Annotated in this window: 16 protein-coding genes; all 16 read left to right on the top strand. The window is 45.1% G+C overall.

The features are described from left to right. The first annotated feature begins 11 nt into the window (after window positions 1–11). Complete coding sequence (locus WFY05_RS19925; RefSeq protein ID WP_340114690.1) at window positions 12–1,079, top strand: hypothetical protein; 1,068 nt, start codon at window positions 12–14, stop codon at window positions 1,077–1,079. Continuing rightward, window positions 1,076–2,200 (top strand): uroporphyrinogen decarboxylase family protein, encoded by a 1,125-nt coding sequence (locus WFY05_RS19920; RefSeq protein WP_340114689.1) that lies wholly within the window; start codon window positions 1,076–1,078, stop codon window positions 2,198–2,200. Before WFY05_RS19925 ends, WFY05_RS19920 begins: the two co-directional genes overlap by 4 nt. Beyond that, window positions 2,201–3,475 carry an MFS transporter gene (locus WFY05_RS19915; protein ID WP_340114688.1) on the top strand — a complete coding sequence of 425 codons (1,275 nt, stop codon included), beginning with the start codon at window positions 2,201–2,203 and terminating at the stop codon, window positions 3,473–3,475. Further along, window positions 3,472–7,014: a malectin domain-containing carbohydrate-binding protein gene (locus tag WFY05_RS19910; protein WP_340114687.1), complete on the top strand. Its 3,543-nt coding sequence runs from the start codon at window positions 3,472–3,474 to the stop codon at window positions 7,012–7,014. Before WFY05_RS19915 ends, WFY05_RS19910 begins: the two co-directional genes overlap by 4 nt. 63 nt (window positions 7,015–7,077) lie before the next feature. Continuing rightward, window positions 7,078–8,223 (top strand): glycoside hydrolase family protein, encoded by a 1,146-nt coding sequence (locus tag WFY05_RS19905; RefSeq protein ID WP_340114686.1) that lies wholly within the window; start codon window positions 7,078–7,080, stop codon window positions 8,221–8,223. Window positions 8,224–8,369: 146 nt separating this feature from the next. Beyond that, window positions 8,370–11,186: a glycoside hydrolase family 2 protein gene (locus WFY05_RS19900; RefSeq protein WP_340114685.1), complete on the top strand. Its 2,817-nt coding sequence runs from the start codon at window positions 8,370–8,372 to the stop codon at window positions 11,184–11,186. Window positions 11,187–11,330: 144 nt separating this feature from the next. Further along, entirely contained in the window at window positions 11,331–13,769 is a 2,439-nt protein-coding gene (galB, locus tag WFY05_RS19895; RefSeq protein WP_340114684.1) for a beta-galactosidase GalB, read from the top strand. A gap of 46 nt (window positions 13,770–13,815) precedes the next feature. Next, complete coding sequence (locus tag WFY05_RS19890) at window positions 13,816–16,074, top strand: glycoside hydrolase family 31 protein (RefSeq protein ID WP_340114683.1); 2,259 nt, start codon at window positions 13,816–13,818, stop codon at window positions 16,072–16,074. 128 nt (window positions 16,075–16,202) lie between these two features. Beyond that, window positions 16,203–17,267: a hypothetical protein gene (locus WFY05_RS19885; RefSeq protein WP_340114682.1), complete on the top strand. Its 1,065-nt coding sequence runs from the start codon at window positions 16,203–16,205 to the stop codon at window positions 17,265–17,267. Window positions 17,268–17,272: 5 nt separating this feature from the next. Then, window positions 17,273–18,334, top strand: a complete 1,062-nt coding sequence (locus tag WFY05_RS19880; RefSeq protein ID WP_340114681.1) for a Gfo/Idh/MocA family protein — start codon at window positions 17,273–17,275, stop codon at window positions 18,332–18,334. 25 nt (window positions 18,335–18,359) lie between these two features. Next, the gene (locus WFY05_RS19875; protein ID WP_340114680.1) at window positions 18,360–20,000 is read left to right on the top strand and encodes a sodium:solute symporter; all 1,641 of its coding nucleotides are present in this window, start codon (window positions 18,360–18,362) and stop codon (window positions 19,998–20,000) included. 59 nt (window positions 20,001–20,059) lie between these two features. Then, a complete protein-coding gene (locus WFY05_RS19870; RefSeq protein ID WP_340114679.1) occupies window positions 20,060–20,437 on the top strand; it encodes a GxxExxY protein in 378 nt (125 codons plus the stop codon). 85 nt (window positions 20,438–20,522) lie between these two features. After that, window positions 20,523–21,563: a uroporphyrinogen decarboxylase family protein gene (locus WFY05_RS19865; protein ID WP_340114678.1), complete on the top strand. Its 1,041-nt coding sequence runs from the start codon at window positions 20,523–20,525 to the stop codon at window positions 21,561–21,563. 132 nt (window positions 21,564–21,695) lie between these two features. Continuing rightward, a complete protein-coding gene (locus WFY05_RS19860) occupies window positions 21,696–22,019 on the top strand; it encodes an L-rhamnose mutarotase (protein WP_340114677.1) in 324 nt (107 codons plus the stop codon). Window positions 22,020–22,045: 26 nt separating this feature from the next. Beyond that, a complete protein-coding gene (locus WFY05_RS19855) occupies window positions 22,046–23,092 on the top strand; it encodes an L-rhamnose/proton symporter RhaT (protein WP_340114676.1) in 1,047 nt (348 codons plus the stop codon). 11 nt (window positions 23,093–23,103) lie between these two features. Then, window positions 23,104–26,364: a beta-galactosidase, LacZ type gene (gene lacZ, locus WFY05_RS19850; RefSeq protein ID WP_340114675.1), complete on the top strand. Its 3,261-nt coding sequence runs from the start codon at window positions 23,104–23,106 to the stop codon at window positions 26,362–26,364.

The following is a 26,364-nucleotide window of genomic DNA, read 5'->3' as shown; positions in this document are numbered from 1 at the left end:
TCTAAAGAACTATGAGCGAGATGCTGTCCAGTAAAGAGAAGATTCCTGTCGATATCGTTCTGGCTCCCGAATGGTGGTTCCACAATGAAGGTCTGACTTTCGACGAGGATTTTTTTTATCATCCTCTCCGGCGGGTGGAGGCTGAGCAGCAGATGGAAAAAGCTCTTTATGAAAGATGGGGGCATTACGGACTGGGAGAGCATCATCGCGAGGCGAGACCTGAAATCGGCGCTGTTCATCTGGCCGCCGGTTTTTTACTTTCTGAAATGTTGGGCTGCAGGGTGAATTATTCTGAAAATCATCCACCGCAGGTGATACCTGCTAACTTCGATTCGCTCGAAATTAACGGGGAAGAAGCTTTTAAAAAACCGGCTTTCAAAAAAATGATCGCTTTGAGTGAGGAGCTACGGAAAAAGTATGGTTACCTTACCGGCGATATCAACTGGGGCGGAATACTCAACCTGGCACTCGACCTGAAAGGCGAAAACATTTTTATGGACATGATGATGGATCCCGATCAGGTGAAGAGTTATTTCACACAAATCGGTTCGGTCATCCAGCGATTTACTTCGATTATGGAGTATGAAACCAAATCGACCTCCATTTCAGTAAACCGGGTGGTCGGACATTTTAAAGATCCTGTTTTTTTGCACTCCGAATGTTCACATACCATGATCTCAGCCGAGGATTACGAAGAATACCTGCTGCCTTTTGATATTGAATGGAGTAGGCAACACCGACCCTTTGGCATTCATTACTGTGGACCTGATCCGCACCGTATGGCTGAACAGTTTGCAAAAATTCCGAAACTCGACTTCCTTGACGTCGGTTGGGGAGGTGATCTTAGAGTGCTTAGAAAACAGTTACCAAATACTTTCCTGAATATCCGTTTGAGCCCGGTGGAGATCATTCATCAGTCTAAAGAAGAGATCAGGGAAACCATCACACGTCTCGTAAAAGATTCCGGCAACACGGATCTCACGGGAGTTTGCTGTATCAATATCGACGAAAAAGTGTCAGACGATAAAATTGAGACAATTTTTAAGACAGTTGAAGAATTGAGGGAGGTGTCGGCATGAAGAAATTCAATACTCAACTGGCAGATTCGCAGGCGACAGCGGTTGCGCCTATCGCTCCCGAAAACTTCAATTTTGAAAAATATGAGGAATATGCTGCTAACCTGAATCAAACATGTGCAGCTTTCTGGCAGTCTGATGCAAGTGTTGTGGTTTACCGCCGGATGCGTGTGGCCGAGTGCTTTTCGTATGGTTGTTCCGATATGAAACAGTCGCTTGAGTGGCAGTTGGGCGCCCTTGAAAAAAGCATGCTGTTCAAAGCCGATGTTCCCAATTTTCTGGAACCGTGGTATGGATTGGGAACCATCGCAAGTGCTTTTGGCTGCGAATACAGCTGGAAGGAAGGGAATGCCCCGGTAGTTAAACCGCCTTTCAAAAGTCTGGATGAAGTACTTGCTTATCCGGAAAAAACGGTGGCAGAAACGGCTATCGGAAGGCGCACGCTGAATATGATAGAATATTTCATGGAGCAGACAAAAGGCCGGTTGCCGGTTTCTTTCACCGATTCGCAGTCTCCGCTCAACATCGTGGCCAGCCTGCTTCCGCTCGATCAGTTTTTTATCGAAGTGTTGCTAAATCCCGACAAAATCTTGTTGCTATTCGATTTGCTGGCTGAGCTTTCAACTGAATTCAATCAAGAACAAAAAAAGTTGATAGGAGATTCTTTGGTGCTTCCCGGTCATGGATTTGCTTCGTCGCAGAAATGGTCAGGAATGGGCTTGAGCGACGATAATGCGATAATGATTTCACCTGAGCAATATACCGAACTGGCCGTTCCGTCGGCAAAGAAAGTGTGTGATCCGTTGGGTGGCGTGGCTTTTCATTCCTGTGGCGATTGGTCAGGATGGATAAATGCAGTACTGAATATCAAAGGATTAAGAATGGCTGATGCTGCTTTTTCGCCAGAAACCGATCCCGGAGCAACTGATAAACTGGAGGCTTTTCATGCTTTTGCCGGAACAGGAGTGGTATTGAATGCACGGATCGTAGGCGATCTCGAAACCATCAAACGGCAGGTAAAACGCTTGTGGACACCCGAAATGAAACTGGTGGTGGTTACTTACTGTGAAACTCCTGAAGAGCAAACAGTAGCATACGATAGTATCAAAGAAATTTGCAGATAAATGATTGCAGCAAAAACAGATAAAATAGGGAATTATAGGTGGCGGATCATCATCCTGTTGTTCTTTGCTTCTACAATTAATTATATCGACCGTCAGGTATTAGGCATACTCGCTCCCGATCTGCAGGATCAGTTCAATTGGTCGGAAGCAGATTACGGTTTCATCATCACGGCTTTCCAATTTGCTTATGCCATCGGACTGCTAACCACCGGAACGATCCTTGACCGGATAGGCACAAAACGCGGATTTTCTATAGCCATTATAGTTTGGAGCATTGCAGGAATGGCTCATGCTGCTGCACGAAGCGTTTTCTCGTTCGCTGTTTCCAGATTTGCACTTGGGATAGGTGAGTCGGCTAATTTTCCGGCTTCAGTGAAATCAGTGGCCGAATGGTTTCCTAAGAAGGAAAGGGCACTGGCCACGGGTATCTTCAACACCGGACCGAACCTGGGTGCAATAGTTACTCCGCTCCTTATTCCTTTCATCGCACTGAACTGGGGCTGGGAATGGGCATTCATAAGCACAGGAGCATTGGGTTTTGTTTGGTTGTTTTTTTGGTTAATATCGTACAACCGTCCGGAAAATGAAAAGAAACTGGGTGAAAAGGAACGAGAATTCATTTTACAGGATGGAGAGGAACCTATACAGGAGCGCGTTTCGTGGAAAGAGATCATCCGGCATCGCCAAACTTTGGGGATCAGCCTGGCACGTTTCGTCACCGATCCTATCTGGTGGTTTTTTCTTTACTGGCTTCCTAAATTTTTAAATACAAATTATGGCATTGATCTGACGAATATAGGTCTGCCACTAATCACGATTTATATAATTTCCATGGGAGGCTCGGTGCTGGGCGGGTGGATCTCGTCGCGACTGATCGAAAAAGGGAAAAATCCGGTTAAGGCACGCAAGTTCACCATATTTATTATGGCCCTGCTGGTTGTCCCGATCTACTTTGTGTCGGGAATTTCGAGTATGTGGCTGGCTGTATTGTTTATTTCTATGGCAGCTTTCGCTCATCAGGGTTATGCAGCCAATATTTTTACCATTGTCTCCGATATTTATCCGAAAAACGCCGTTGCTTCGGTGGTTGGATTGTCAGGATTTGCAGGCGCAATCGGCGGAGTTCTGTTTTCGATGGCTGTAGGACTGATCCTCGAATTTACCGGAAGCTATCACGTTGTTTTTGCCATTGCCAGTATTGCTTATCTGGTTTGCTGGCTTGCTTTGAAAGCTTTGGTGCCGGATTATGAAACGATCAAAAAATCAGGAAAATGAAAGTACCGAGGATACAAATAATAGCCATATTCTTCTTGCTTATTTTTGTAGGATGTACCTGGGATCGGGAATCTCGAAAAGAATTCCGTTTTACCCAAAATCTGAACGAGGGATGGAATACTGCTTTTGCCGGTTCATCCGATTCTTATACTGGATTTGAACAGACGGAATTCGATAATGCAGGTTGGGAAAAGGTTGATGTTCCTCACAACTGGGACGACTACGGTGGTTACCGCCGCCTGCGCCACGGGAACTTGCACGGAACTGCCTGGTACCGTAAAACTTTTACTGTTGAAAATCCTGATCTGTCCAAACAATATTTCCTGTTTTTTGAAGGTGTTGGTTCCTATGCCACTATTTGGTTGAACGGTGATTCGATAGGTTATCATGCCGGAGGAAGAACGACTTTTACTCTCGATGTTACCCCGTTTATTAAGTTTGAAGGAGAAAACCTGCTGGCTGTTCGTGCCGATCATCCGGCCGATATTCGGGATCTGCCATGGGTGTGCGGAGGATGCAGCCTTGAGTGGGGATTTTGCGAAGGCAGTCAGCCGCTGGGAATTTTTCGCCCGGTAACTTTAATTGCCACCGATCCGGTGAGGATTGAACCTTTTGGTGTTCATGTCTGGAATGATAACACGATTTCTGTCGGAAATGCGGTCTTAAACCTGACAACGGAAGTGAAAAACTACGGTTTGGAGCAATCAACGATTCACGTGAAAAATACTTTACTGGACAAAACAGGAGAGAAAGTTACCACTGCAGAAACGGTGGTGGAAATAAATCCGGGTGAGACTGAAATAATCGCCCAGGGTTTTAGTGGTATACTGAATCCGCATCTTTGGTCGCTCGATGATCCGTATTTGTATACGGTTCAAACCGAAATCCTCGAAAATGAAAAAGTGATTGATAGAATTGAAACGCCTTACGGAATCAGAACCATTAAGTGGGATATTTTTGGAGAGAATCCGAGCAATCGTTTTTATTTGAACGGTGAGCCGGTTTTCATTAACGGGACTGCCGAATACGAACACATGATGGGGCAGGGACATGCTTTTTCCGACGAGCAGGTGAAAGCCCGGACAGAGCAGGTAAAAGCCATGGGCTTTAATTCTTTCCGCGACGGGCATCAGCCACATAATCTGCGTTACCAAAAAGTTTGGGATGAAAGCGGTTTGCTGTGGTGGCCGCAGATGACCGCGCACATCTGGTTTGATAATCCTGAATTCAGAGAAAACTTTAAAACATTGCTGACTGACTGGATCAAAGAGCGCCGAAACAGTCCGTCCATTATTCTATGGGGGCTGGAGAACGAAAGTACCTTGCCTGAAGATTTTGCCAGGGAATGCACAGAACTTATTCGCAAGCTGGATCCAACAGCTTCTTCACAGATACTGGTAACTACCTGTAACGGTGGTTCAGGCACCGATTGGAACGTGATTCAGAACTGGTCGGGAACCTATGGTGGAGATCCCGATAATTATGCCAACGAGCTTTCGGAACAATTGCTGAATGGCGAATACGGCGCCTGGCGCAGCATTGATATGCACACTGAAGGCGGTTTCGTTCAGGATGGTATTTACAGTGAAGACCGCATCAACCTCTTGATGGAATCGAAGATCAGGCTTGGAGAGCAAGCTTCAGATCAGAGTTGCGGACAATATCACTGGCTGATGGCGTCTCACGATAATCCCGGGCGCACACAAAGTGGTGAAGGTATGCGCGACATCGACCGTGTTGGACCCGTGAATTACAAAGGTGCACTCTCAATTTGGGGTGAACCACTTGACCTGTTTTACATGTTCCGTTCAAACTACGCACCCAAAGAAAGCGAGCCGATGGTTTACATAGTTTCGCATACCTGGCCCGATCGCTGGACGGAACCAGGCATAAAAGACGGTATCCGCATTTTTACCAATTGCGATGAGGTGGAACTGTTCAACGGTGTAAAAGAAAATTCGCTGGGTAGAAAAAAGCGAGGTCCGATCGGGACCCATATCGTATTTAATAATGTGAATGTGCAAAACAACCTGCTGTATGCCGTGGGCTATGTTGATGGAAAAGCGGTTGCCGAAGATCAGGTGTTGCTGCATCATCTGCCCGAAGCTCCGGGTTTGCAAAAACTGTCAGGTGAAACAAAACCATTGACTGAAGAAGAAAGAAATTATATCTACCGCGTAAACTGCGGTGGCGACGATTATACCGATCGGCAGGGAAATCTTTGGATGGCTGATGTGCATCAAACCGATCAGGAAACATGGGGCTCACGTTCGTGGACCGACGATTACGACGGACTCCCTGCCTTTTACGGAAGCCAACGTCAAACGCATGATCCTATTGCCGGAACTAACGAGTGGCCGTTAATGCAAAGTTTCCGTTTTGGACGGAATAAACTCAGCTATCATTTCCCGCTGCCCAATGGCTTATACCAGGTGGAACTCTATTTTACAGAACCCTGGTACGGAACCGGAGGCGGATTGAATTGTACTGACTGGCGGGTGTTCGATGTTGCCATCAACGATAAAGTGCTGATTGATGATCTGGATATCTGGGCCGAAGCCGGTCATGACAAGCTGCTTAAGAAAACGGTGGAAACTGAAATGAAAGGTGGTGAACTAAAGATCTCCTTTCCACAGGTCTTATCAGGACAGGCAGTGATCTCCGCAATCGCCATTTCTTCAGATAACAAGGATATTCTACCGGCTCCGGCTGCTTCAGGTGTCATTTCAAAATTAAATACAAACAACAACAGTTGGTCAGCAAAAAAATGGATGGACACCGGCAATGATCAATATACTGATGCCAAAGGTCAGTTTGCCCAACTTGCTCCTAAATTATACGGTGCTGAATGGATTCAAACACCTGCAGTTCTCGAAGCAGGGGAGGAGATTCCTGCCTTTGAAATTAATGCTGAAGCTGATGTTTGGATTGGAATCGATACAATGTTGAGCAATCTTCCAGCATGGCTAAAGGAATGGAAACCACTGAATAAATATCTGGTTACTACTTTCGAAGGAAAAACCGGATATCAAATTTATCAGAAACGCTTTGATAAAAGTACTGAAGTGCAATTGAAACGTCTTACTGAGGTTGATTTTAAAATGTATCCGATAGCTGTTTTGCCCCTAACGAATCTTGATGATCCGATCGATTTGCGGACGTCGACGCGTTGGGAAGCCGAAGACGGAAAACTTTATGGCAGTGCGCGTCAGGTAAATCATCTTGATAAAATTTGTGTGATGACATCTGGCGAAACGGGATCGATTGGTCCTGAATTCTCAGTCGGCCTGGCGTCAAAATATGGTCTGGAGTTCCGCTATATCAACCTGTCGGGTAGCGAGTTAAAAGCCGATATTCAGATTCTTGCCGCCGATGGTCGTGAAATGTGGACGGGTGAGTGGACCTTCCTGCCAACTCCGAATAAATGGAAAAGCTTCCGTACCGATACTCAAACAACGATCAATGCGGGAGCTTATACGATAAAGATCACTCCTAAATCGAAAGGTCCATTATACCTCGATTGGGTAAAAGTTCAGTAAAGCCTCTCCTAGCCTCTCCAAAGGGGAGGGAGAAGAAAAAGAGAAAGAAAAACGAAATAGAATATGAAAAACGAAATGAATAATGTTCTAAGGTTCTTATCCTCCCCCCTCGTGGGAGTCAGAGGGGGCCTTTGGTTATTGGTCCTGCTTATGGCTTGTACAACAGAATTACCAAAAACTGTTTCGCCTGAAAAAATGCAGGAAGTTTACGAGGAGGTGAAAACGCCTTTTAAATATGGCCTTGTTATGGCTCCGGCGGTTGATTCGCTGATGATTGACTGTCCGACGGTTTTCCGGTACGAAGGCGGTTGGTACATGACCTATTTTTATTTCGATGGTCGAGGTTATGAGACCTGGCTGGCCAAAAGCGACGACCTGCTTCATTGGGAAGAAATGGGGCGCGTACTTTCATTTTCGGATTCCACTGACTGGGATTCCAATCAAAAAGCTGGTTACCCAAGTTTACAGGACCCGATCTGGGGAGGTAGTTACGAGTTAAATCAGGTGGATGGTAAATACTGGATGCCTTATTTTGGCGGAAGTTCTACCGGTTATGAACATGGTTTGCTTTCGATTGGAATGGCTTACACCGACCAATCGCCGGCAACGGTGCACGAGTGGGATCGTCTGGATCATCCAATTTTTAAAGCAACTGATGAGGATGCCCGCTGGTGGGAGAACAGCACGATTTATAAAACCTGGGTATTGCTCGACGAGAGTAAAACTACCGGGTATCCATACGTGATGTACTACAATGCGCGCGGCGACAGCATCAATCCCGGGCATGGCGCTGAACGCATTGGTATGGCAGTTTCTGACGATATGGTCAACTGGCAGCGTTTCGGCGAGAATCCGGTGATCAATCATCACAAGGGAATTTCAGGCGATGCCGTTATCCAGAAAATGGGTGACGTGTGGGTGATGTTTTATTTTGGCGCTTTCTGGCCCGATCGTAAAGATCACGATGCCTTTAACCGTTTTGCCTGTTCATACGACCTGGTGAACTGGACAGAATGGGACGGCGTGGATCTGATCGCACCTTCGGAATCTTACGACAACTGGTTCGCGCATAAATCGTATGTGGTGAAACACGACGGTATAGTGTACCATTTCTACTGCGCTGTAAACAAAGACAGTCAACGTGGAATTGCAGTGGCCACTTCCTTAGATTTGGGCAAAAGTGAGTTAAGTTTTCAACTAAAAAATTAATGTTGACTGCGATAAAAAATTATTCATTATACCCCCGGCCCCTAAAGGGGAGCCGGAAAAGTCCCCTTTAGGGGATTTAGGGGTAATTTAATTAATGAATTTTCAGATTTAAACTAGAATATCGGATCAAATTTAAAAATAAGACCATGCTTCAAAGGCTTAAAAAACTATATCTGATCATCATTCTTGCATTATTTGCAGGGACAATATCGGCGCAGCAAACCCAGAAGATCTACCTCTCCGGAACAGGAAGTGATAACACAGTTGATTGGGAATTTTTCTGTACCGGTGGAAGAAACTCGGGCGAGTGGACCACCATTCCGGTGCCATCGAACTGGGAATTACAGGGATTTGGAAAGTATAATTATGGGCATGCTAAAGACGAAGAACGAGGGAAGGAATCGGGTTTGTACAAGTACGAATTTGAAGTTCCTGCGGCATGGAAAGGAAAGCAGGTTGAGATTGTTTTCGATGGCTCGATGACCGACACCGAAGTAAAAATCAATGGCAAACTGGCCGGCCCGATTCATCAGGGCGCTTATTACCGCTTTAGATACAACATTACTCCACAGCTAAAATTTGACAAACAAAACCTTTTGGAGGTAAAGGTCGACAAACATTCGGCTAACGAATCGGTAAACAAAGCTGAACGTTATGCCGATTTCTGGATCTTTGGTGGCATTTTCCGGCCGGTTTGGCTTGAAGCAAAACCCAACGAAAACATCAAACGTGTAGCCATCGACGCCAAAGGCGACGGTACTTTCTCAGCTGAGGTTTTTCTCAATAATATAAAAAATGCCGACCAGATTGTGGCCCAGGTTATTACGCTGGCCGGAGAACCGGTTGGTGAAAGTTTCTCCGTCCCGGTAAATAAATCCGATAAAAGTGTTTTTCTAAAAAGTAAAATCAACGACATAAAATCGTGGAATCCCGAATATCCGAATCTGTACAAAGTCAACTTTAACCTGATGCAGGATGGGAAGATTGTTCATCAGTTTACCGAACGATTTGGATTCCGGACAATCGATGTTCGTAAACGCGATGGCATCTATGTAAACGGTGTCAAAATAAAAATCAAGGGCGTAAACCGCCACACTTTCTGGCCAACAACCGGGCGTGCATCCAGCAAAGCAAGAAGCATTGAGGATGTGTTGACTATTAAGGACATGAACATGAACGGAGTACGTATGGCGCACTATCCGCCTGATTCGCATTTCCTTGATGTCTGCGATTCTTTGGGACTTTTCGTTCTTGATGAACTCACCGGCTGGCACGATGCATACGACACCGAGGTTGGTACAAAACTGGTTGAAGAAATGATCGTCCGCGATGTGAACCATCCTTCCATAATTTTATGGGACAACGGCAACGAAGGCGGGCACAACGAAGAATTGCTGCCTTTGTATGCAAAATTCGATATTCAGAAACGGGAAGTCCTTCAACCCTGGCAAACGTTTAATGGATTTTCTACCGAGCACTACCGCAGTTACGACTACGGAAACGGAACTTTCTGGCATGGCCACGAAATTGTTCTGCCCACCGAATTTTTACACGGAATGCACGATGGCGGACAAGGCGCCGGCCTTTACGATTACTGGGAACTCATCTGGAAAACACCGGTAGCAGCCGGCGGATTTATCTGGGATTTTGCCGATCAGGGAGTGGTTCGTGTGGATAAAAATGGCGAGCTGGATACCTACAATTCAAAAGGTGCTGATGGAATTATGGGATCGTATCACGAACCGGAAGGCAGCTATTTTGCCATCAAGGAAGTTTGGTCGCCGGTGCAACTCGAAGAACGCAACCTGACCGAAAAGTTTGACGGGAAAATATACCTTGAAAACCGATATCTGTACACGAATTTAAACACTTGTAAGTTTAGCTGGAAACTCGTGAAAGAACCTACTCCGGCTGAAAACGAAATTGAAAAAGAAGTGTCGGGCACTATTGTTTCACCTGATCTCGAACCACGGCAAAAGGGACATATTCAACTTGATTTGCCGAAGGACTGGATGACTTACGATGTGCTTTACATCACTGCAATCGATCAGTACGGACAGGAATTGTATACCTGGAGTTATCCGGTTTCCCTGCCTGAAGATGTGGTTAACGAATTGATGGCAAAAACAAAAGTGAGTGCTGCCGTAACTTTTACTGAATCCGGCTCCGAGTATCAGGTAAATGCAGGTGGAATTAAATATACCATCGGAAAATCAGATGGGATGCTGAAAAAAGTGGAGAATGCGAAAGGCGAAATTCCTTTTAACAACGGACCGGTCATCTCAGCCGGAATAACCGATTTTAAAGAAATTTCAGCAAAAATGGTGGAAGACACACTTACAATCACCAGTACTTTTGAGAAAGATTCAAGAATGAAAGAATTTACCTGGTCCTTCTTTCCAAACGGCTGGGCAAAACTCAGGATTTACTACCTGCCCGAAGAATATGATGTTCATTATGAATATATGGGTGTTGATTTTTCGTATCCCGAAGAACTGGTTGAAGGCGTAAAATGGATGGGGCATGGTCCATACCGTGTTTGGAAAAACCGCACGCAGGGTGTTGAACTGGGGGTTTACCAAAAAGACTACAATACGACCATGACCGGAATTCCGCCGGTGATTTATCCTGAATTCGAAGGTTATCATTCAAACCTGTATTGGGCAAAAATTCAAAGTAAAGACCAGTCGTTTACGGTAGCTACCGGAACAGAAGATGTGTTCTTGCGACTTTTCACTCCGGATAAACCGGAAGATGCCGATCCGCGATTAACACCGCCATTCCCGGATGGTGATATCTCGTTTATGCAGGGCATCCCGGCAATTGGAAGTAAAACCAACGATCCGTGGAACATGGGACCATCGGGAAGAAAGAACCAGTTTTTCGATTTTGGTCCCTACGATCACTGGCGCAAGCGTTGTAAAATAATGGAACTGTATTTTGATTTTAGTGTCAATCAATAGAAGTTGAAAAAATATGTGTTGTAGAAAATTACTCACCCTGATTACGATCCCGATAGCCATCGGGACACAATCGTCCCTCTCTTCGCGTAGAGAGGGAGAAGAGGGAGAGTTGGGGAGATGGAGATTTAAAGCAATAGTTAAAATATGAAACAACAAATATATCTATATCGCTTATTCAAAACAGGATTATCACTGTTGATGCTGATATCATTGTTTGCCTGCAGCGAGATACAGGAAACAATTCGGGAACGACTCGATTTTGATGCCGCCTGGAAATTTTCATTGGGCGACGATCCGGCCTGGCAAAATCCCGATTTTGACGATGCCGCCTGGAGAACATTGATCCTGCCTCACGACTGGAGTATTGAGGGCGAGTTCAACAATGATAATCCTGCAGGAACAGCCGGAGGTGCCCTGCCTACGGGAATTGGTTGGTATCGCAAATCTTTTACTATACCGGCTGCCGACAGCACGAAAATGATCTACATCGATTTTGACGGAGTGTATCGCAACAGCGAAGTATGGATCAACGGAAAATATTTGGGTAAAAGGCCATATGGATATTCTTCGTTCCGCTACAACCTCACACCATTTCTAAATTTTGGTGAAGAAGAAAATGTGCTGGCAGTGAAGGTGGACAACTCGCTTCAGCCTAATTCGCGCTGGTACACAGGTTCCGGGATTTTCCGCAATGTATGGCTGATAAAAACCGGGAAAACACATGTCGATCATTGGGGAATGTTTGTTACCACTCCGGAAGTTTCGGCCGATAAAGCCACTGTTCAGGTGCAGGTTTCGTTGTTGTCGGCCACGGTTGATGCAAAGCAGGTTCAGCTAAAAACAACAATTACCGGTCCACAAGGGCAGGAAGTTGCATTTGCAAAATCCACGTTATCACATCTGTCTTCAGGTAATTCGGTAACACAACAATTTGATATTCAAAATCCACAGCTATGGTCGGTTGATCAACCCGATCTTTACACTGCAAAAACTACTGTTTTTGTTGACGGAGAGCTTACTGATAATTATGAAGTCAAATTTGGGATCCGGACATTTCATTTCGATCCCGAAAAAGGATTTTTCCTGAATGGCGAGCACTTGAAAATTCATGGGGTGAACCAGCACCACGATATGGGAGCTTTGGGAGCCGCAGTAAATACTCGAGCTATCGAACGTCAACTCGAAATTCTAAAAGAAATGGGCTGCAATGCCATTCGCACAGCACACAATGCACCAGCACCCGAGTTTCTTGATCTGTGCGACAAGATGGGATTTCTGGTGATGGATGAGGCTTTCGACCAGTGGGCTAAAAAGAAAAACACCTACGATTATAACATCGATTGGGAAGAGTGGCACCAGGCTGACCTGGCCGATATGGTGCTGCGCGACAGAAATCATCCTTCGGTATTTATGTGGAGCATTGGTAACGAGATCCGTGAGCAGTTCGATAGTACCGGAACAACGATTGCCCGCGAACTGGCCGATCTTGTAAAAAGTATCGACGATACACGGCCCGTTACCTGTGGCCTGACCGAACAGGACCCGGAAAAGAATTTTATTTACCAGTCGGGAGCGCTGGATGTATTGAGCTTCAATTACAAACATTTGGAATACCTCGATTTCCCAAAAAACTATCCGGGCGAAGCGATGCTGGCCTCCGAAAATATGTCGGCGCTTTCAACCCGCGGACATTACGATATGCCTTCTGATGAGGATCGTTTGTGGCCACCGGCCTATAACCAGAAGTTCGTCGGTAATCCGGATTACACGGTTTCGGCTTACGACCATGTTTATGCCTACTGGGGATCGAATCACGAGGATACCTGGAAAGTAGTTTCGGAACACGATTTTATTGCAGGGATGTTTATCTGGTCGGGTTTCGATTTTATTGGCGAGCCGGTGCCTTATGAGTGGCCTGCACGTAGTTCATATTACGGAATCATCGACTTGTGCGGTTTCCCGAAGGATGTTTATTACTTCTACAAAAGTCTTTGGACCAACGATACGGTATTGCATGTTTTTCCGCACTGGAACTGGCAGGAAGGTCAGGAAATCGACGTTTGGGCTTATTACAATAATGCCGATGAAGTGGAATTGTTCCTGAACGGAAAATCACTGGGCAAAAAAAGTAAGGAGGATGGAAAGTATCATGTAATGTGGCGGGTGAACTATGAACCGGGAACCTTGAAAACCATTTCCTGGAAGGACGGAGAAAAAGTACTTGAAAGGACCATAAAAACGGCCGGAGAATCTGCTAAAATTGAATTAACTGCCGATCGTTCAACGATTACTGCCGACGGTCGCGATCTGTCATTCATAACCGTGAAAATCCTTGATAAGGATGGCAACATGGTTCCCTATGCCGATAACCTGGTGCATTTCGATGTATCAGGAGCCGGTTTTAATGCCGGTGTTGACAATGGCTATCAGGCCAGCATGGAATCATTTAAAGCTGATCATCGGAAAGCCTTCAACGGCATGTGCCTGTTAATTGTGCAGTCTGACGGAAATCCAGGAGAAATTGAAGTGAAAGCTACTTCCGAAGGTTTGGAAGCAGCTCAACTACAAATAAACGCGAACTAAATTTCAATAAATAACTTTGCGCCTTCGCGCCTTTGCGAGATAAAAAATGAAACAAACCAATTATCAGATCTACGATTTTCTGGATTTTGATCCGGCAGCGCCCGAGGCCGAAGGATTGTGGCGGGCCTGTCATCCTGTCGATATTGTACAGGAAGGAACCGACGTAACTGTTTTTATTCCTTTTCAGAAACAAAATCCGGGAAATGAGATTTATCCCGATCTTACCATTCCGCGACAGTATTATTACATGAAGTTGCGGGCTTATGGTGAGAAGATCCTGCGTGTAGCTATCAGTTTTAATGGCGAATCGATGGAAGACTCCCCGATGCTGCAGATGGACGCAGGACTGGAAGTTGTTCCGCTTCATTTTAAAAAGGAAAAGGACCGGTGGATCATTTCGGATGAGAACGGCATGAAACGCGCTGTTATCAACTTTAAAGAACCTGAGATTGATCACTGGAGCGATCTGCTGCCGCCGCCCAATGAAACGCTGGACGTGACTTTTTATCCCGACGGAAAACGTGAAGTAAAGTTGAGCGCTTACGACCAGTTTTTTCCGGCACGCCACGATGCACATGCACTGGCCTTTGTTGAAAAGGAAGAGAAAGTGGACCGTGCCACTGTTTCGTTTCATTCCGAACCTGACGAGGTGTTTGTTGGAACCGGCGAACGTTTTACAAAACTTGATCTTTCGGGAAAAACATTTCAGTTAAAAAACCAGGACGGACAGGGTGTAAATAACCGCCGTACCTACAAAAATATTCCGTTTTACCTCTCGAGCCGGATGTATGGCGTTTTTCTGCACACTAGTTCTTATGGTAAATTTTCATTTGCCGATCACTCTACACGATCGGTGCAGATTCTTTGCGAACAAAAAGTGCTCGATCTTTTCCTTTTTGGGGGAGACACAGCCGAAGAAATTTTATACGGTTACCGGCAGATTACCGGCTTCCCTTCTATGCCACCGCTGTGGAGTTTTGGCACCTGGATGAGCCGCATGACTTATTTTTCGGCCGAAGAAGTGGAAACGATCTGCAACCGCTTGCGAAAAGAGGATTATCCTTGCGATGTGATCCACCTCGATACCGGTTGGTTCCGCATCGACTGGCTCTGTGAATGGAAATTCAATCCCGAACGTTTTCCAGATCCACCGGGATTTATTTCGAAATTAAGGAAAGATGGTTTCAAAGTAAGTCTCTGGCAAATGCCTTATGTGGCGCGCGAAGCAGAGCAACTGGAGGAAGCAAGCACCAACAATTACATTTCGAAACCAAAGGAAGTAAAACAGGCAGGTGGCTCTAATTTTAGCGCACTTGATTATGCCGGGACTATCGATTTCACGTATCCGAAGGCGGTGGAGTGGTACAAGAGCTTGTTGAAGAACCTACTCGACATGGGTGTGGTTTGTATCAAAACCGATTTTGGTGAAGACATTCATATGGATGCTGAGTACCACTCGATGTCGCCCGAAAAACTGAATAATTTGTATGCGCTTCTATATCAGAAGGCTGCTTATGAAATAACCAAAGAAGTTACAGGAGACGGTATAGTTTGGGCGCGGGCCGGATGGGCCGGTTGCCAGCGCTTTCCGCTGCACTGGGGAGGCGACGCTGCCGCTTCGTGGGCAGGAATGGCCGGTTCGTTAAAAGGCGGACTTCACCTCGGATTATCAGGCTTTGCATTCTGGAGCCACGATGTTCCCGGATTTCATGGCGTGCCCGACTTTATGAATTCGGTGATACCGAACGATTTGTATGTTCGCTGGACACAATTTGGTGTATTTTCATCACATATTCGTTACCACGGAACCTCAAAACGCGAACCCTATGAATATCCCGAAATTGCCGACATGGTGAAGAAGTGGTGGAAACTACGTTATGCACTTATCCCATATATTTTGGAACAAAGTGAAAAAGCAACTAAATCAGGTTTGCCGGTAATACAGGCGATGGTGTTTCATCATCCCGAAGATAAACTTTGCTGGCACATCGATGACCAGTATTATTTTGGCGATGATTTCCTGGTGGCCCCGGTGATGAATTCGGAAAACAAACGCGATGCATATATCCCGGCCGGAATCTGGGTGGATTTTTTCTCCGGAAAAATTATAGAAGGTGGAAAGTGGTTGAAGAACCTGGAAATACCATTGGATGAAATGCCTGGTTGGGTGAAGCTGGGTACTGAAATCCCATTCTACCCGGAACATGTAAACAGTACCGATGATATTGATTTTGAGAAAGTAATAAAGCTGAAAATTGATCAATCCTTCAAAGGGATTTTTAATTTAAACTGGCTTGAAGAATAAAACTTAGCGTTTAAGTGCCTTTGCTGAAAATTGTTAACCGCAGAGTCGCAGAGACGCAAAGAAATAGAGTAAAATAAATAAACAACAAGAAAATAACTCGGCGTAATAGCGCCTTAGCGGTAAAAGAAATGAAAACATGGAAAACAAACTGGGAAGAATCCCAAAAACGATACATCGACTGGTGGGACCAAAAAGGAATTGTACTCACGATGTGGGAACACCTGGAGAAGGATGGAGCGCCACACGAAAAAGTGACGGCAACAACTCCTGCAAACGATCTGGATCAGTGCTGGTTCGATCCGAAGTGGCGGGCACAGAATCTGGATTACCAGCTTTCAAAAAGTTCATTCAAAGCCGATATTTTACCGGTCGCTAATACTCATCTTGGACCCGGTTCGCTGGCCGCTTGTTTGGGAGCGGAGTTATCTGGAGGCGAGGATACCATCTGGATCAAGGAAAATCAGGCTTTTGATGGCGAGATCAAACTCGATGAAAACAATAAATGGTGGAAGTTGCATCAGGATCTTTTGACTGAATGTAAAAAACTTTCTGCCGGAAAATATTATGTGGGCTGTCCTGATCTGATTGAAGGCCTGGATACATTGGCCAGCTTGCGCGGAACGGATACGGTTTTGATGGATATCATGCTTCAACCTGAAGTGCTGGAAGAACAACTTCAAAAAGTAAACGACATATATTTTGAAGTGTTCGACCGCCTTTACAACATTATTCGCGAAGGTGACGAGATGACCTTTTGCTATTTCTCGCTTTGGGCACCGGGAACCGTTTCGAAATTGCAGAGCGATATTTCGCTGATGATCTCGGAAGACGATTTTCGTCGTTTTGCACAGCCCTATTTGCGCGAACAGGCACAGAAAATCGATTATACTTTGTATCACCTCGATGGGGTAGATGCCATGCGCCATGTTGATGCCATCCTCGAAATTGAGGAACTAAATGCAGTGCAATGGACCCCGGGAGTTGGCGAGCCACAGGGCGGCGATCCCCGCTGGTATGACCTTTACAAAAAGATCTTGGCCGGCGGAAAATCGATAATGGCCAACTGGGTAACGCTCGACGAATTGGAGCCGTTGATCGATAATGTGGGCACCCAGGGTTTGCACATCAATGTCGATTTTAAAAGCGAAAAGGATATTGAAACTGCAATTAAAATTGTAGATAAATACCGTTAGGAGAAATGAAGAAGCTGGGAATTTTAGGACTGGGAGAAGGACGAAGCACCGTTTCGGCGGCGCTGAACAGTGAGAAAGTCGAGCTCGTAAAAATGTGCGATCTGAACAGAAGCATGTGTGAATTGCGGGCCAAAGAATTTAATTTCCACAAATATACCACGGCCTATATGGATCTGCTCACCGATAAGGAGATCGATATTATTGCCATTTATACGCCCGATTTTTTGCATGCCGAACACATAAAATTGGCGCTGAATTACGGCAAAAATGTTATCTGTACCAAGCCGCTGATCGACGATCTGAAAGATGCTAAAGAACTATTGCAATTGCAGAAGGAAAGTGGTAAAAAGGTTTTTGTGGGGCAGAGCTCGCGTTTTTTCGAACCAATGAGCCGTCAGCGCAAAGATTTTGAGGCTGGCCTGATCGGTGATCTGGTGACCGTTGAATCGAATTACAATGCCGATCACCGTTGGTTTTTAGGAAAAGGCTGGTCGTTGGATGAGCGATTTAAATGGCTTTACGGCGGACTGAGCCACCCCGTGGATTTTATTCGCTGGTACCTGCCTAACATTGAAGAGGTGATGGGCTACGGCATGCTCAGCCCGAATGGCTTAGCCGGCGGTTTGAAGAATGAAGACACCATGCATTTCATTTATAAAGCCGATGATGGCCGGGTAGCCAGTGTAAGCGGCACTTATTCTTCACCCACACAACCTTCGTCGCGCGATAGCGAAATGACTTGTATTTTGCGTGGAACCGAAGGCGCGAGTCAGGGTGATTACCCGGTGTTACGTTATGCTATCACCGACAAAGACGGCGAAGAACGGATGGTCACTTTTGATCACTGCGATAAACATTATTTCCGATTTGAGGGGCACAGTCATCACGCCGGCGAATACCAGAATTACATCGAATATTTTGTTGATTGCCTCGAGAACGGTGAAACAGCTTACCCTGATCTGAATGAAGGCATCGGAACCATAGCACTTTTGAAGGCGATGGAAAGGTCGCTGGAAACAGGAAAACCGATTAAAATAAAAGACTTGCTAGACGAATATGATTTATAGATAAAACCGGAACAAAAGCAAACCTATGAATAACATTTATGAATTACTAAAACCCATTGATTTTGCTGTAGTTGGAATTTACCTGCTGGTGCTGATCGGCATCGGTTACTGGGTAAGTTTTGTGAAAGCACGCAACAAAGACGAAAACCTTTTTCTTGCCGGGCACTCACTGGGCTGGAGCAGTATTGGATTAACCATGTGGGGAACGAACGTGGGCCCGTCGATGCTAATCGCTTCGGCAAGCATCGGTTATACATCTGGAATTGTAGCCGGGAATTTTGCCTGGTATGCGTTTCCCTTCATTTTTATGCTGGCCGTGGTTTTTGCCCCGCGTTATTTAAAGGCAAATGTGATGACTTTGCCGGAGTTCATGGGAAAACGCTTCGATGAGTCAACCCGGAATATGCTGGCCTGGTATTCCTTAGTAACGATTCTTATTTCGTGGCTGGCATTAACCTTATTCGCAGGAGGTATTTTGGTGGGGCAAATCTTAAACCTGCCACTTTGGAGCTCGGTAGTGGTTTTAGTTTTAATCGCAGGTTTTTTTACCATTGCCGGCGGTCTGAAGGCCATTGCTTATACCAATGTTTTTCAAATGATCTTGTTGATTGTGGTTTCGGCCATACTAACTTTTGTTGGAGTGTACAAAGCCGGTGGCATTATGGCCATCTTCGAAAATACACCCGGCCATTACTGGAACCTGCTTCGACCCATGGATGATCCGAATTACCCCTGGTTGGCCATTGTTCTGGGATATCCTGTAATGGGAGTTTGGTTCTGGTGTACCGACCAAAGTATGGTACAATCGGTTTTGGGCGCCAAAAACCTAAAACAGGGGCAACTGGGAGCCAATCTTACCGGTTGGTTAAAGATTTTTGATGTTGCTTTATTTATCATTCCCGGAATCATCTGTTTTATTTTATTCCCCGACCTAAGCGATCCTGATGAGGCATATATGACCATGGTTACCCGCTTGTTTCCTGCCGGGATGACCGGTTTGGTAATGGCTGTTTTGATAGCTGCCCTGGTGAGTACTATTGATTCGGCACTCAATTCTTTAAGTACGGTGTTTACCATGGACATTTATGTGAAAAAATTTGAACCGGGTGCTTCCCCAAAAAAGGTGACTCAAATCGGTCGGATTGTGACGGTGCTGGGTGCAATACTTTCCATCTTTTTGGCTCTTGCCATCGACTCAATAAAAGGTTTGAATCTTTTTGATACTTTCCAGGCCGTATTAGGATTCCTGGCACCTCCAATGGCGGTGGTTTTCCTATTTGGTGTGCTTTGGAATAAAACAACCATTAAGGCCGCCAATACAGCAATTTGGCTCGGAACCGTAATTAGTTTGGGAATTGGGATTATGTATCTCTTTCTTTCACCGGAATTATTCACAAATGCAAAACCGGCGTTTGTCTTTAATGCTTTTAGCTCATTTTTAGAAGCCATTCAGTCCATTCACTTTTTGTTATTATCGTTCTTCATATTTGTAATCATTGCGGTAATGACTTACCTGGTGACACTTGCAGATCGAGCAAAAGGCAACACCAAAGTTTCTGATCTCGATCTGTCGGATATTCCAAAACCCGGAAAACAGGTGAAATGGGCCTGGGCCATTTTAATTGTGGTGATGGTGAGTATGTATATTATTTTTAACGGACATTAAGAGAAATCTCACGCCAAGCCGTAGCGTCGCAAAGCGTTTAAATCAAAATAGAATTTGACATGACTGAAAATGATATTGCGAAAATAATAGTCAATACATGCTATAATATTCATGTTGAATTGGGACCGGGCCTACTTGAATCAGTATATGAAGAAATTCTTTTTTATGAATTAAGAGAGAAGGGTCTGAAAGTTCAACGGCAAAAAGGAATTCCGTTGGTGTGGAAAGATATCAAAATGGATATTGGTTCTAGGGCTGATTTGATCGTTGGGGAAAAAGTGATTGTAGAATTGAAATCAGTTGAAACAATTGCTCCGGTGCACGCGAAGCAACTTTTAACTTACCTTAAAATTACCAAACTAAAACTAGGATTATTAATAAATTTTAATGAGAAATTAATTAAGGATGGTATTACCAGAATAGTAAACAAACTATAGAAACTTGGCGTCTTAGCGCCTTTGCGTGAGGCATTTTTATCGCCAAGCCGCAGAGTCGCCAAACATTAAAATCAGAACTTAAATAATGAACCATAAAGAACGATTTTTAGCCACTATCGCCAATGCGCCAGTTGACCGTCCGGCATCGTGGATGGGATTGCCCGTACCTTCAGCTATGCCCAATTTGACAAAGTATTTTGGAGTGAGTACGTTTGATGAAGTCAAAACACTTCTCGACGATGATATTTATCCGATTGAAGTTCCATATAATTATGCACCGTCGAATCATATTGCCTGCGCTTTCGATTTTGCCAAACGCGATCACTTGGACAAACCCGATGACCGCACTTTAACGGCTCCGGGCTTTTTCGAAGATTACGACGATCCTGCTGACGTGGATAAATTCAACTGGCCTGATCCGGCAAAGTACCTGGATAGGGAAGAAGCCAACCGAAGAGTAAAGGCTGCCGGTAATGATTATGCAAAAATGGGCATTATGTGGAGCGCTCATTTCCAGGATTCGTGCTCGGCTTTTGGAATGGAAACCGCGTTGATCACGATGTTGATGAATCCCGATATGTACCAGGCAGTTTTGAAGAAGATCACTGATTTCTACCTGAAAGCAAATGAGATATTTTACGAAGCTACCAAAGGCGAACTGGATGCGGTGTTGTTTGGCGATGATTTTGGCAGCCAAACCGGTTTGATGCTCGATCCTGATCTCATTCGTCAGTATATTTTTCCCGGAACGAAGTTGCTGATCGAACAGGCCAAAAGCTACGGACTGAAAGTGATGTATCATTCCTGTGGATCGATCTTTCCGATCATAGATGATATTTTTAGATTAGGGGCAGATATTGTTCATCCCTTGCAGGCAAAGGCTACTGGTATGAGTGTGGAAAATATTCATGCAAATTTTGCAGGTAAAGGAGCTTTTTGCGGTGGTATAGATGCGCAGTATTTAATGGTGGAAGGAAGTCCTGAGGATGTAAAAAAGCGTGTGAATGAAGTGATCGATCTTTTCCCGACAGGACTGATCGTGTCGCCCAGCCATGAGGCGGTTTTACCTGATATTCCGCCTGCCAATATCGAGGCGCTGTTTAAAACGGTGGCCCGAAGAAAGTAGAAATGTAAGGCCGACGTCTTTGCAAAAGAGCAAAAATTGTAATCTCACGCAAAGCCGCGAAGTAAAAAATATACTCAGATAAAACATTAAAGAATTAATCTTGGCGTCTTAGCGTCTTAGCGAGAAATAAAAATGAAACGATTCGGACAGACTATCTACCTCAAGCCAGAAGGAACCGACGAATACATAAGGCAGCATGCAGCGGTGTGGCCCGGTGTTTTGGCCAAAATAAAGGAATGCAACATTTCAAATTATTCCATTTTTGTTCGCGACAATGTGTTGTTTGCTTATTTCGAATATACGGGAAGCGATTTCGAAAGAGACATGAAACTTATGGCTGATCATGAAGAAACACAACGCTGGTGGGATGTGGTAAAGCCATTGATGCAGCCCATTGAAACCGCCGGTCCTGAAGAATTCTGGGCAGATATGGAAGAAGTATTTCATTTGGACTAACTCTAAACTTTGAACACTGAACTAATATGATCACACCAAATCCAATAATAGGAACAGGATATCATGCTATCGGCGGAATCTCCGCTTCAACATGCTACTTACCTTTTCAAAAAATTAAAAAGTGGTCGTGGGGAACTTACTGGCTGGTGCAGGCCTTTTTTGCCTGGATCGTGCTTCCGCTGGTAATCGGCTGGCTTACCGTTCCCGGTTTTTTTCATATCCTGGCAACCGCTCCAAAAGATGTGGTTTGGGGTGCTTTTCTCCTGGGAGCTGTTTACGGCTTTGGCGGTATGAGTTTTGGGTTTGCCATTCGTCATATCGGATATTCATTGACTTATACTTTTGCCATTGGTTTGTCGGCCATCCTCGGAACCTTCGTTCCGTTGATCGTTTACGGGGGATTGGTGGAGTATTTTACCGCTCCCGGAGGAATGGTCATTTTATTGGGAATTCTTATCGCGTTGCTGGGTGTAGGGCTTAGTGGTCTTGCCGGTTTCCGAAAAGAAAAGGATTTAAGAGCTCAGACGGGAGAAAAGGTGCAATTCAATATGAAAGTTGGACTGGTGCTCGTACTCATTGCAGGTGTTCTTTCTGCGGTGTTTAACATTTCGCTCGAACACGGACAGCCTATATCCGATATGGCCCGCGCAAACGGTGCCGGTCAGTTCGAAGGAAATGCCAAATACATTGTTTCCACTTCCGGTACTTTTCTTGTCAACCTGGTTTGGTTTGTAGTCTTGGGCATCAGGCAAAAGACATTAAAAGAATTTTCGCTGAAATCAGGTATCAGCACCGGCAACTGGATGAAGAACTTTTTCTGGTCTGCGCTATCCGGAGCCTTGTGGTTCGGACAGTTCTTTTTCTATGGCCTTGGACACGTGAAAATGGGTAAGTTTCAGTTTATCAGCTGGGTCCTCCACATGTCAATGCTGATATTTTTCAGCTATATTGTTGGAATGATCATGAAAGAATGGCGCAATGTTTCAGGAAAAACTTTCCGAACGCTGATTGTTGCCCTGGTAATTCTGATCATTTCGTTTATTGTTATAACTTATGGAAGTTCATTCCAGTAAACCAATAGATAATGAAGCAAACAATTGTATATATCTTATTTCTGATCATCGCTTTTCGCGGAAATGCTCAAACGGTAACCGGCGAACCGGCCGGTATTCCGCCTGCTCCGTCGATTTATAACACTGAACCCTGGGAAGATCCGCTGGTAACTTCCATCAACCGCGATGCTCCGCGGACTACGGCTTATTCATATGCTTCGGAAAATGATGCCCTCACTTATGACCGCGATTATTCAAGAATGATTTTGTTGAATGGGGAGTGGGATTTCCATTTTGCGATCAATCCCGGTGAAGCTCCGGCCGATTTCTTCAATAACCGCGTTTCCGGGTGGGATAAAATCGAGGTTCCTTCTTGTTGGGAAATGAAAGGCTACGACAAGCCTATATACAAAAGTGCGGTGTATCCTTTCCGCCCTGTAAACCCACCGTGGGTGCCGCACGACTACAATCCGGTGGGATCGTATCAGACTACTTTTTCGGTACCGACTGACTGGGCAAACATGAACATCACGCTGCATTTTGGAGGCGTTCGTTCAGCTTATAAAGTTTGGGTGAATGGGAAATTTCTGGGCTATGCTGAAGACAGTGCCTTACCTTCAGAATTTAATGTGACGCCTTATTTGAAGGACGGAGAAAATATACTATCGGTTCAGGTGATCCGTTGGAGCGATGCTTCGTATCTCGAAGACCAGGACCACTGGCGGATGAGCGGAATATACCGCGATGTGATGCTGATGGCTGAGCCCAAGTTGAGGATTGCCGATTTTCATGTGCAACCCAAACTCGACAAACAATACAAAGATGCCACACTGAGCATTCGGCCAAGGATGGAAAACCTGAGCGGTGACACGGTAAAAGGCTACAAACTAAAAGCACAACTTTACGATGAAAATGAACAGGCGGTTTTAAGCGAACCGCTGCAAATAGACGTTCAGGAAATTCTGGATGAAAGTTATCCCCGCCTCGATAATGTGAAATTTGGTTTGTTGGAGGCGACTATCAAAAATCCCAAAAAATGGAGCGACGAAACTCCAAATCTGTATAAGCTTTTGCTGACACTGGAAGATAAGGATGGAATTATTCAGGAAGTAAAAACTGCACGAATCGGTTTTCGCAGTATTGAATTTTCGAAAGTGGACAGCAAACTGCTCATCAACGGAAAAGAAACGTATTTGTATGGCGTCAATCGTCATGATCACGATCCGGTGAAAGGAAAAACAATGTCGCGTGAAGATATAGAAAGAGATGTAAGGCAAATCAAACAGTTCAATTTTAATTGTATCCGAACTGCGCATTATCCCAACGATCCATATTTCTACGATCTGTGCGACGAGTACGGTATTTTGGTGATGGACGAGGCGAATCTCGAAACCCACGGGCTTGGCGGAAAGTTGAGTAACGATCCAATGTGGACGCATGCCCACATGGAACGCATGACGCGAATGGTTTATCGCGACAAGAATCATCCTTCTGTAATTATCTGGAGTTTGGGGAATGAAGCGGGCCGCGGTCCCAATCATGCTGCCATGGCCGGCTGGACGCATGATTTCGATATCACCCGACCGATACATTACGAGCCTGCACAGGGTAATCCGCATGTGGAAGGCTATGAAGACCTGTCGCATTTACCCAATGTCGGTCGCCTTGGTAACCCGATCGACGAATTTTATGTGGATATGGTCAGTCGGTTTTACCCCACGGTTCCATACATCAAAGAACTCTTGGCGCAACCCGGCGATGATCGGCCTGTCATTTTTGTGGAATACGCACACTCAATGGGAAATTCTACCGGGAACATGAAAGAATTCTGGGATTTGTTTCGGTCGACTCCACGATTGATCGGTGGTTGTATCTGGGATTATAAAGACCAGGGGCTGCTAAAAACCGATTCGCTGGGAAACGAATTTTATGCTTATGGCGGCGATTTTGGCGAAACACTCCACGATGGTAATTTTTGTATAAACGGAATAGTTGCCGCCGACAGACGTCCCAAAGCTGCCATGTACGAATGTAAGCGCGTTTATCAGCCGGTGTGGTGCGAGCTTGTTTCCGGTTCTACAATAAAAGTTGAAAACCGGCACGCGGTGTTGTCGCTCGATGAATACGACATTGCTATGACCGTTCTTGAAAATGGTTTTGAGATCAGGAAAATTACGCTGCCCGACATGGATTTGGCTGCCGGTGAAAGCACAACATTCGATCTTTCGGATTATCTGCCAAAAATGAAGGCCGGCAACGAGTACCTCGCCACAATTCAATTTCTGTTGAAGGAAGACAAGACCTGGGCAGAAAAGGGGTTTGAAGTGGCTTCGAATCAGTTTGCCTTGACGGGACTTGCACAAACCGATGAAAAGACAAAGAAAGAAGCGGACCTGCGTTTAACCGGCGATGAAGAACATATAAAAGTGCTGGGCGACGAGTTTGAAGTTGTTTTCAGCAAGAAGAACGGAGCGTTAGTTTCCTATGTAAACAAAGGTGAAGAACAGATATTTGCACCTTTGCTGCCACATTTTTCGCGTCCGCTCACTGATAATGATGAACGCGGCTGGAAACCGAAAAAGAAACTGAAAGTGTGGTACGAAGCACAGCCTGAAATGGTTGAAATGGAAACCTCGAAACCGCAGCCTGACGCAGTAAAAATTACCAGTACTTACCGGATTGTTGACGGACTTGCCAAAGTGATTATTGATTATACCATCAGCGGATCGGGAGCAATAAAAGTAGACTATAACTTACAAGCCGATAAGACGCTTCCTAATCTTCCAAAAGTAGGAATGACGATGGGTGTCAAAAACGACCTCAGAAACATAAACTGGTATGGTCGTGGTCCATGGGAAAACTACCTCGACCGACGTTGGGGATTTGATGCAGCTGTTTATTCCATGCCCATCAACAAGTTTGTGGAACCTTACATTATGCCACAGGAAAACGGAAATCGTACCGATGTGCGTTGGATGCTTCTGGCCAATCAACAAAATAACGGATTGCTGGTAGTTGCCGACAGTCTTTTAAGCATGAGTGTCTGGCCGTGGACGGAAGATGAAATCAACAAGGCAAAACATACCAATGAGTTAAAGGAAAGTGGTTTTCTAACATTAAATATCGATCTCATTCAGATGGGTGTTGGAGGCAATTCTTCGTGGTCGGATGATGCTCAGCCTATGGAGAAATACCAGGTTCCGGCCGGAGACTATTCGTACTCATTTTATATTGTTACTGCAAAAAATGATAAAAAAGTGCTTGAAAGCTTACCTCGAAGCATAAAGTTCTAA

This window comes from Maribellus mangrovi, from assembly GCF_037646455.1.
In the GTDB taxonomy this organism is placed as follows: Bacteria; Bacteroidota; Bacteroidia; order Bacteroidales; family Prolixibacteraceae; genus Draconibacterium; species Draconibacterium mangrovi_A.
Note: the sequence above shows the minus strand (reverse complement) of the source record. Positions and strands in the feature narration are given on the sequence as shown.

What these genes read in the sequence shown, in the direction of transcription:
- WFY05_RS19915 (WP_340114688.1), top strand. Translation starts at nt 2,201, where the DNA reads ATGATTGCAGCAAAAACAGATAAAATAGGGAATTATAGGTGGCGGATC.
- WFY05_RS19925 (WP_340114690.1), top strand. Translation starts at nt 12, where the DNA reads ATGAGCGAGATGCTGTCCAGTAAAGAGAAGATTCCTGTCGATATCGTT.
- WFY05_RS19885 (WP_340114682.1), top strand. Translation starts at nt 16,203, where the DNA reads ATGAAAACATGGAAAACAAACTGGGAAGAATCCCAAAAACGATACATC.
- WFY05_RS19860 (WP_340114677.1), top strand. Translation starts at nt 21,696, where the DNA reads ATGAAACGATTCGGACAGACTATCTACCTCAAGCCAGAAGGAACCGAC.
- WFY05_RS19920 (WP_340114689.1), top strand. Translation starts at nt 1,076, where the DNA reads ATGAAGAAATTCAATACTCAACTGGCAGATTCGCAGGCGACAGCGGTT.
- WFY05_RS19905 (WP_340114686.1), top strand. Translation starts at nt 7,078, where the DNA reads ATGAAAAACGAAATGAATAATGTTCTAAGGTTCTTATCCTCCCCCCTC.
- WFY05_RS19875 (WP_340114680.1), top strand. Translation starts at nt 18,360, where the DNA reads ATGAATAACATTTATGAATTACTAAAACCCATTGATTTTGCTGTAGTT.
- WFY05_RS19870 (WP_340114679.1), top strand. Translation starts at nt 20,060, where the DNA reads ATGACTGAAAATGATATTGCGAAAATAATAGTCAATACATGCTATAAT.
- galB (WP_340114684.1), top strand. Translation starts at nt 11,331, where the DNA reads ATGAAACAACAAATATATCTATATCGCTTATTCAAAACAGGATTATCA.
- WFY05_RS19865 (WP_340114678.1), top strand. Translation starts at nt 20,523, where the DNA reads ATGAACCATAAAGAACGATTTTTAGCCACTATCGCCAATGCGCCAGTT.
- lacZ (WP_340114675.1), top strand. Translation starts at nt 23,104, where the DNA reads ATGAAGCAAACAATTGTATATATCTTATTTCTGATCATCGCTTTTCGC.
- WFY05_RS19880 (WP_340114681.1), top strand. Translation starts at nt 17,273, where the DNA reads ATGAAGAAGCTGGGAATTTTAGGACTGGGAGAAGGACGAAGCACCGTT.
- WFY05_RS19890 (WP_340114683.1), top strand. Translation starts at nt 13,816, where the DNA reads ATGAAACAAACCAATTATCAGATCTACGATTTTCTGGATTTTGATCCG.
- WFY05_RS19910 (WP_340114687.1), top strand. Translation starts at nt 3,472, where the DNA reads ATGAAAGTACCGAGGATACAAATAATAGCCATATTCTTCTTGCTTATT.
- WFY05_RS19855 (WP_340114676.1), top strand. Translation starts at nt 22,046, where the DNA reads ATGATCACACCAAATCCAATAATAGGAACAGGATATCATGCTATCGGC.
- WFY05_RS19900 (WP_340114685.1), top strand. Translation starts at nt 8,370, where the DNA reads ATGCTTCAAAGGCTTAAAAAACTATATCTGATCATCATTCTTGCATTA.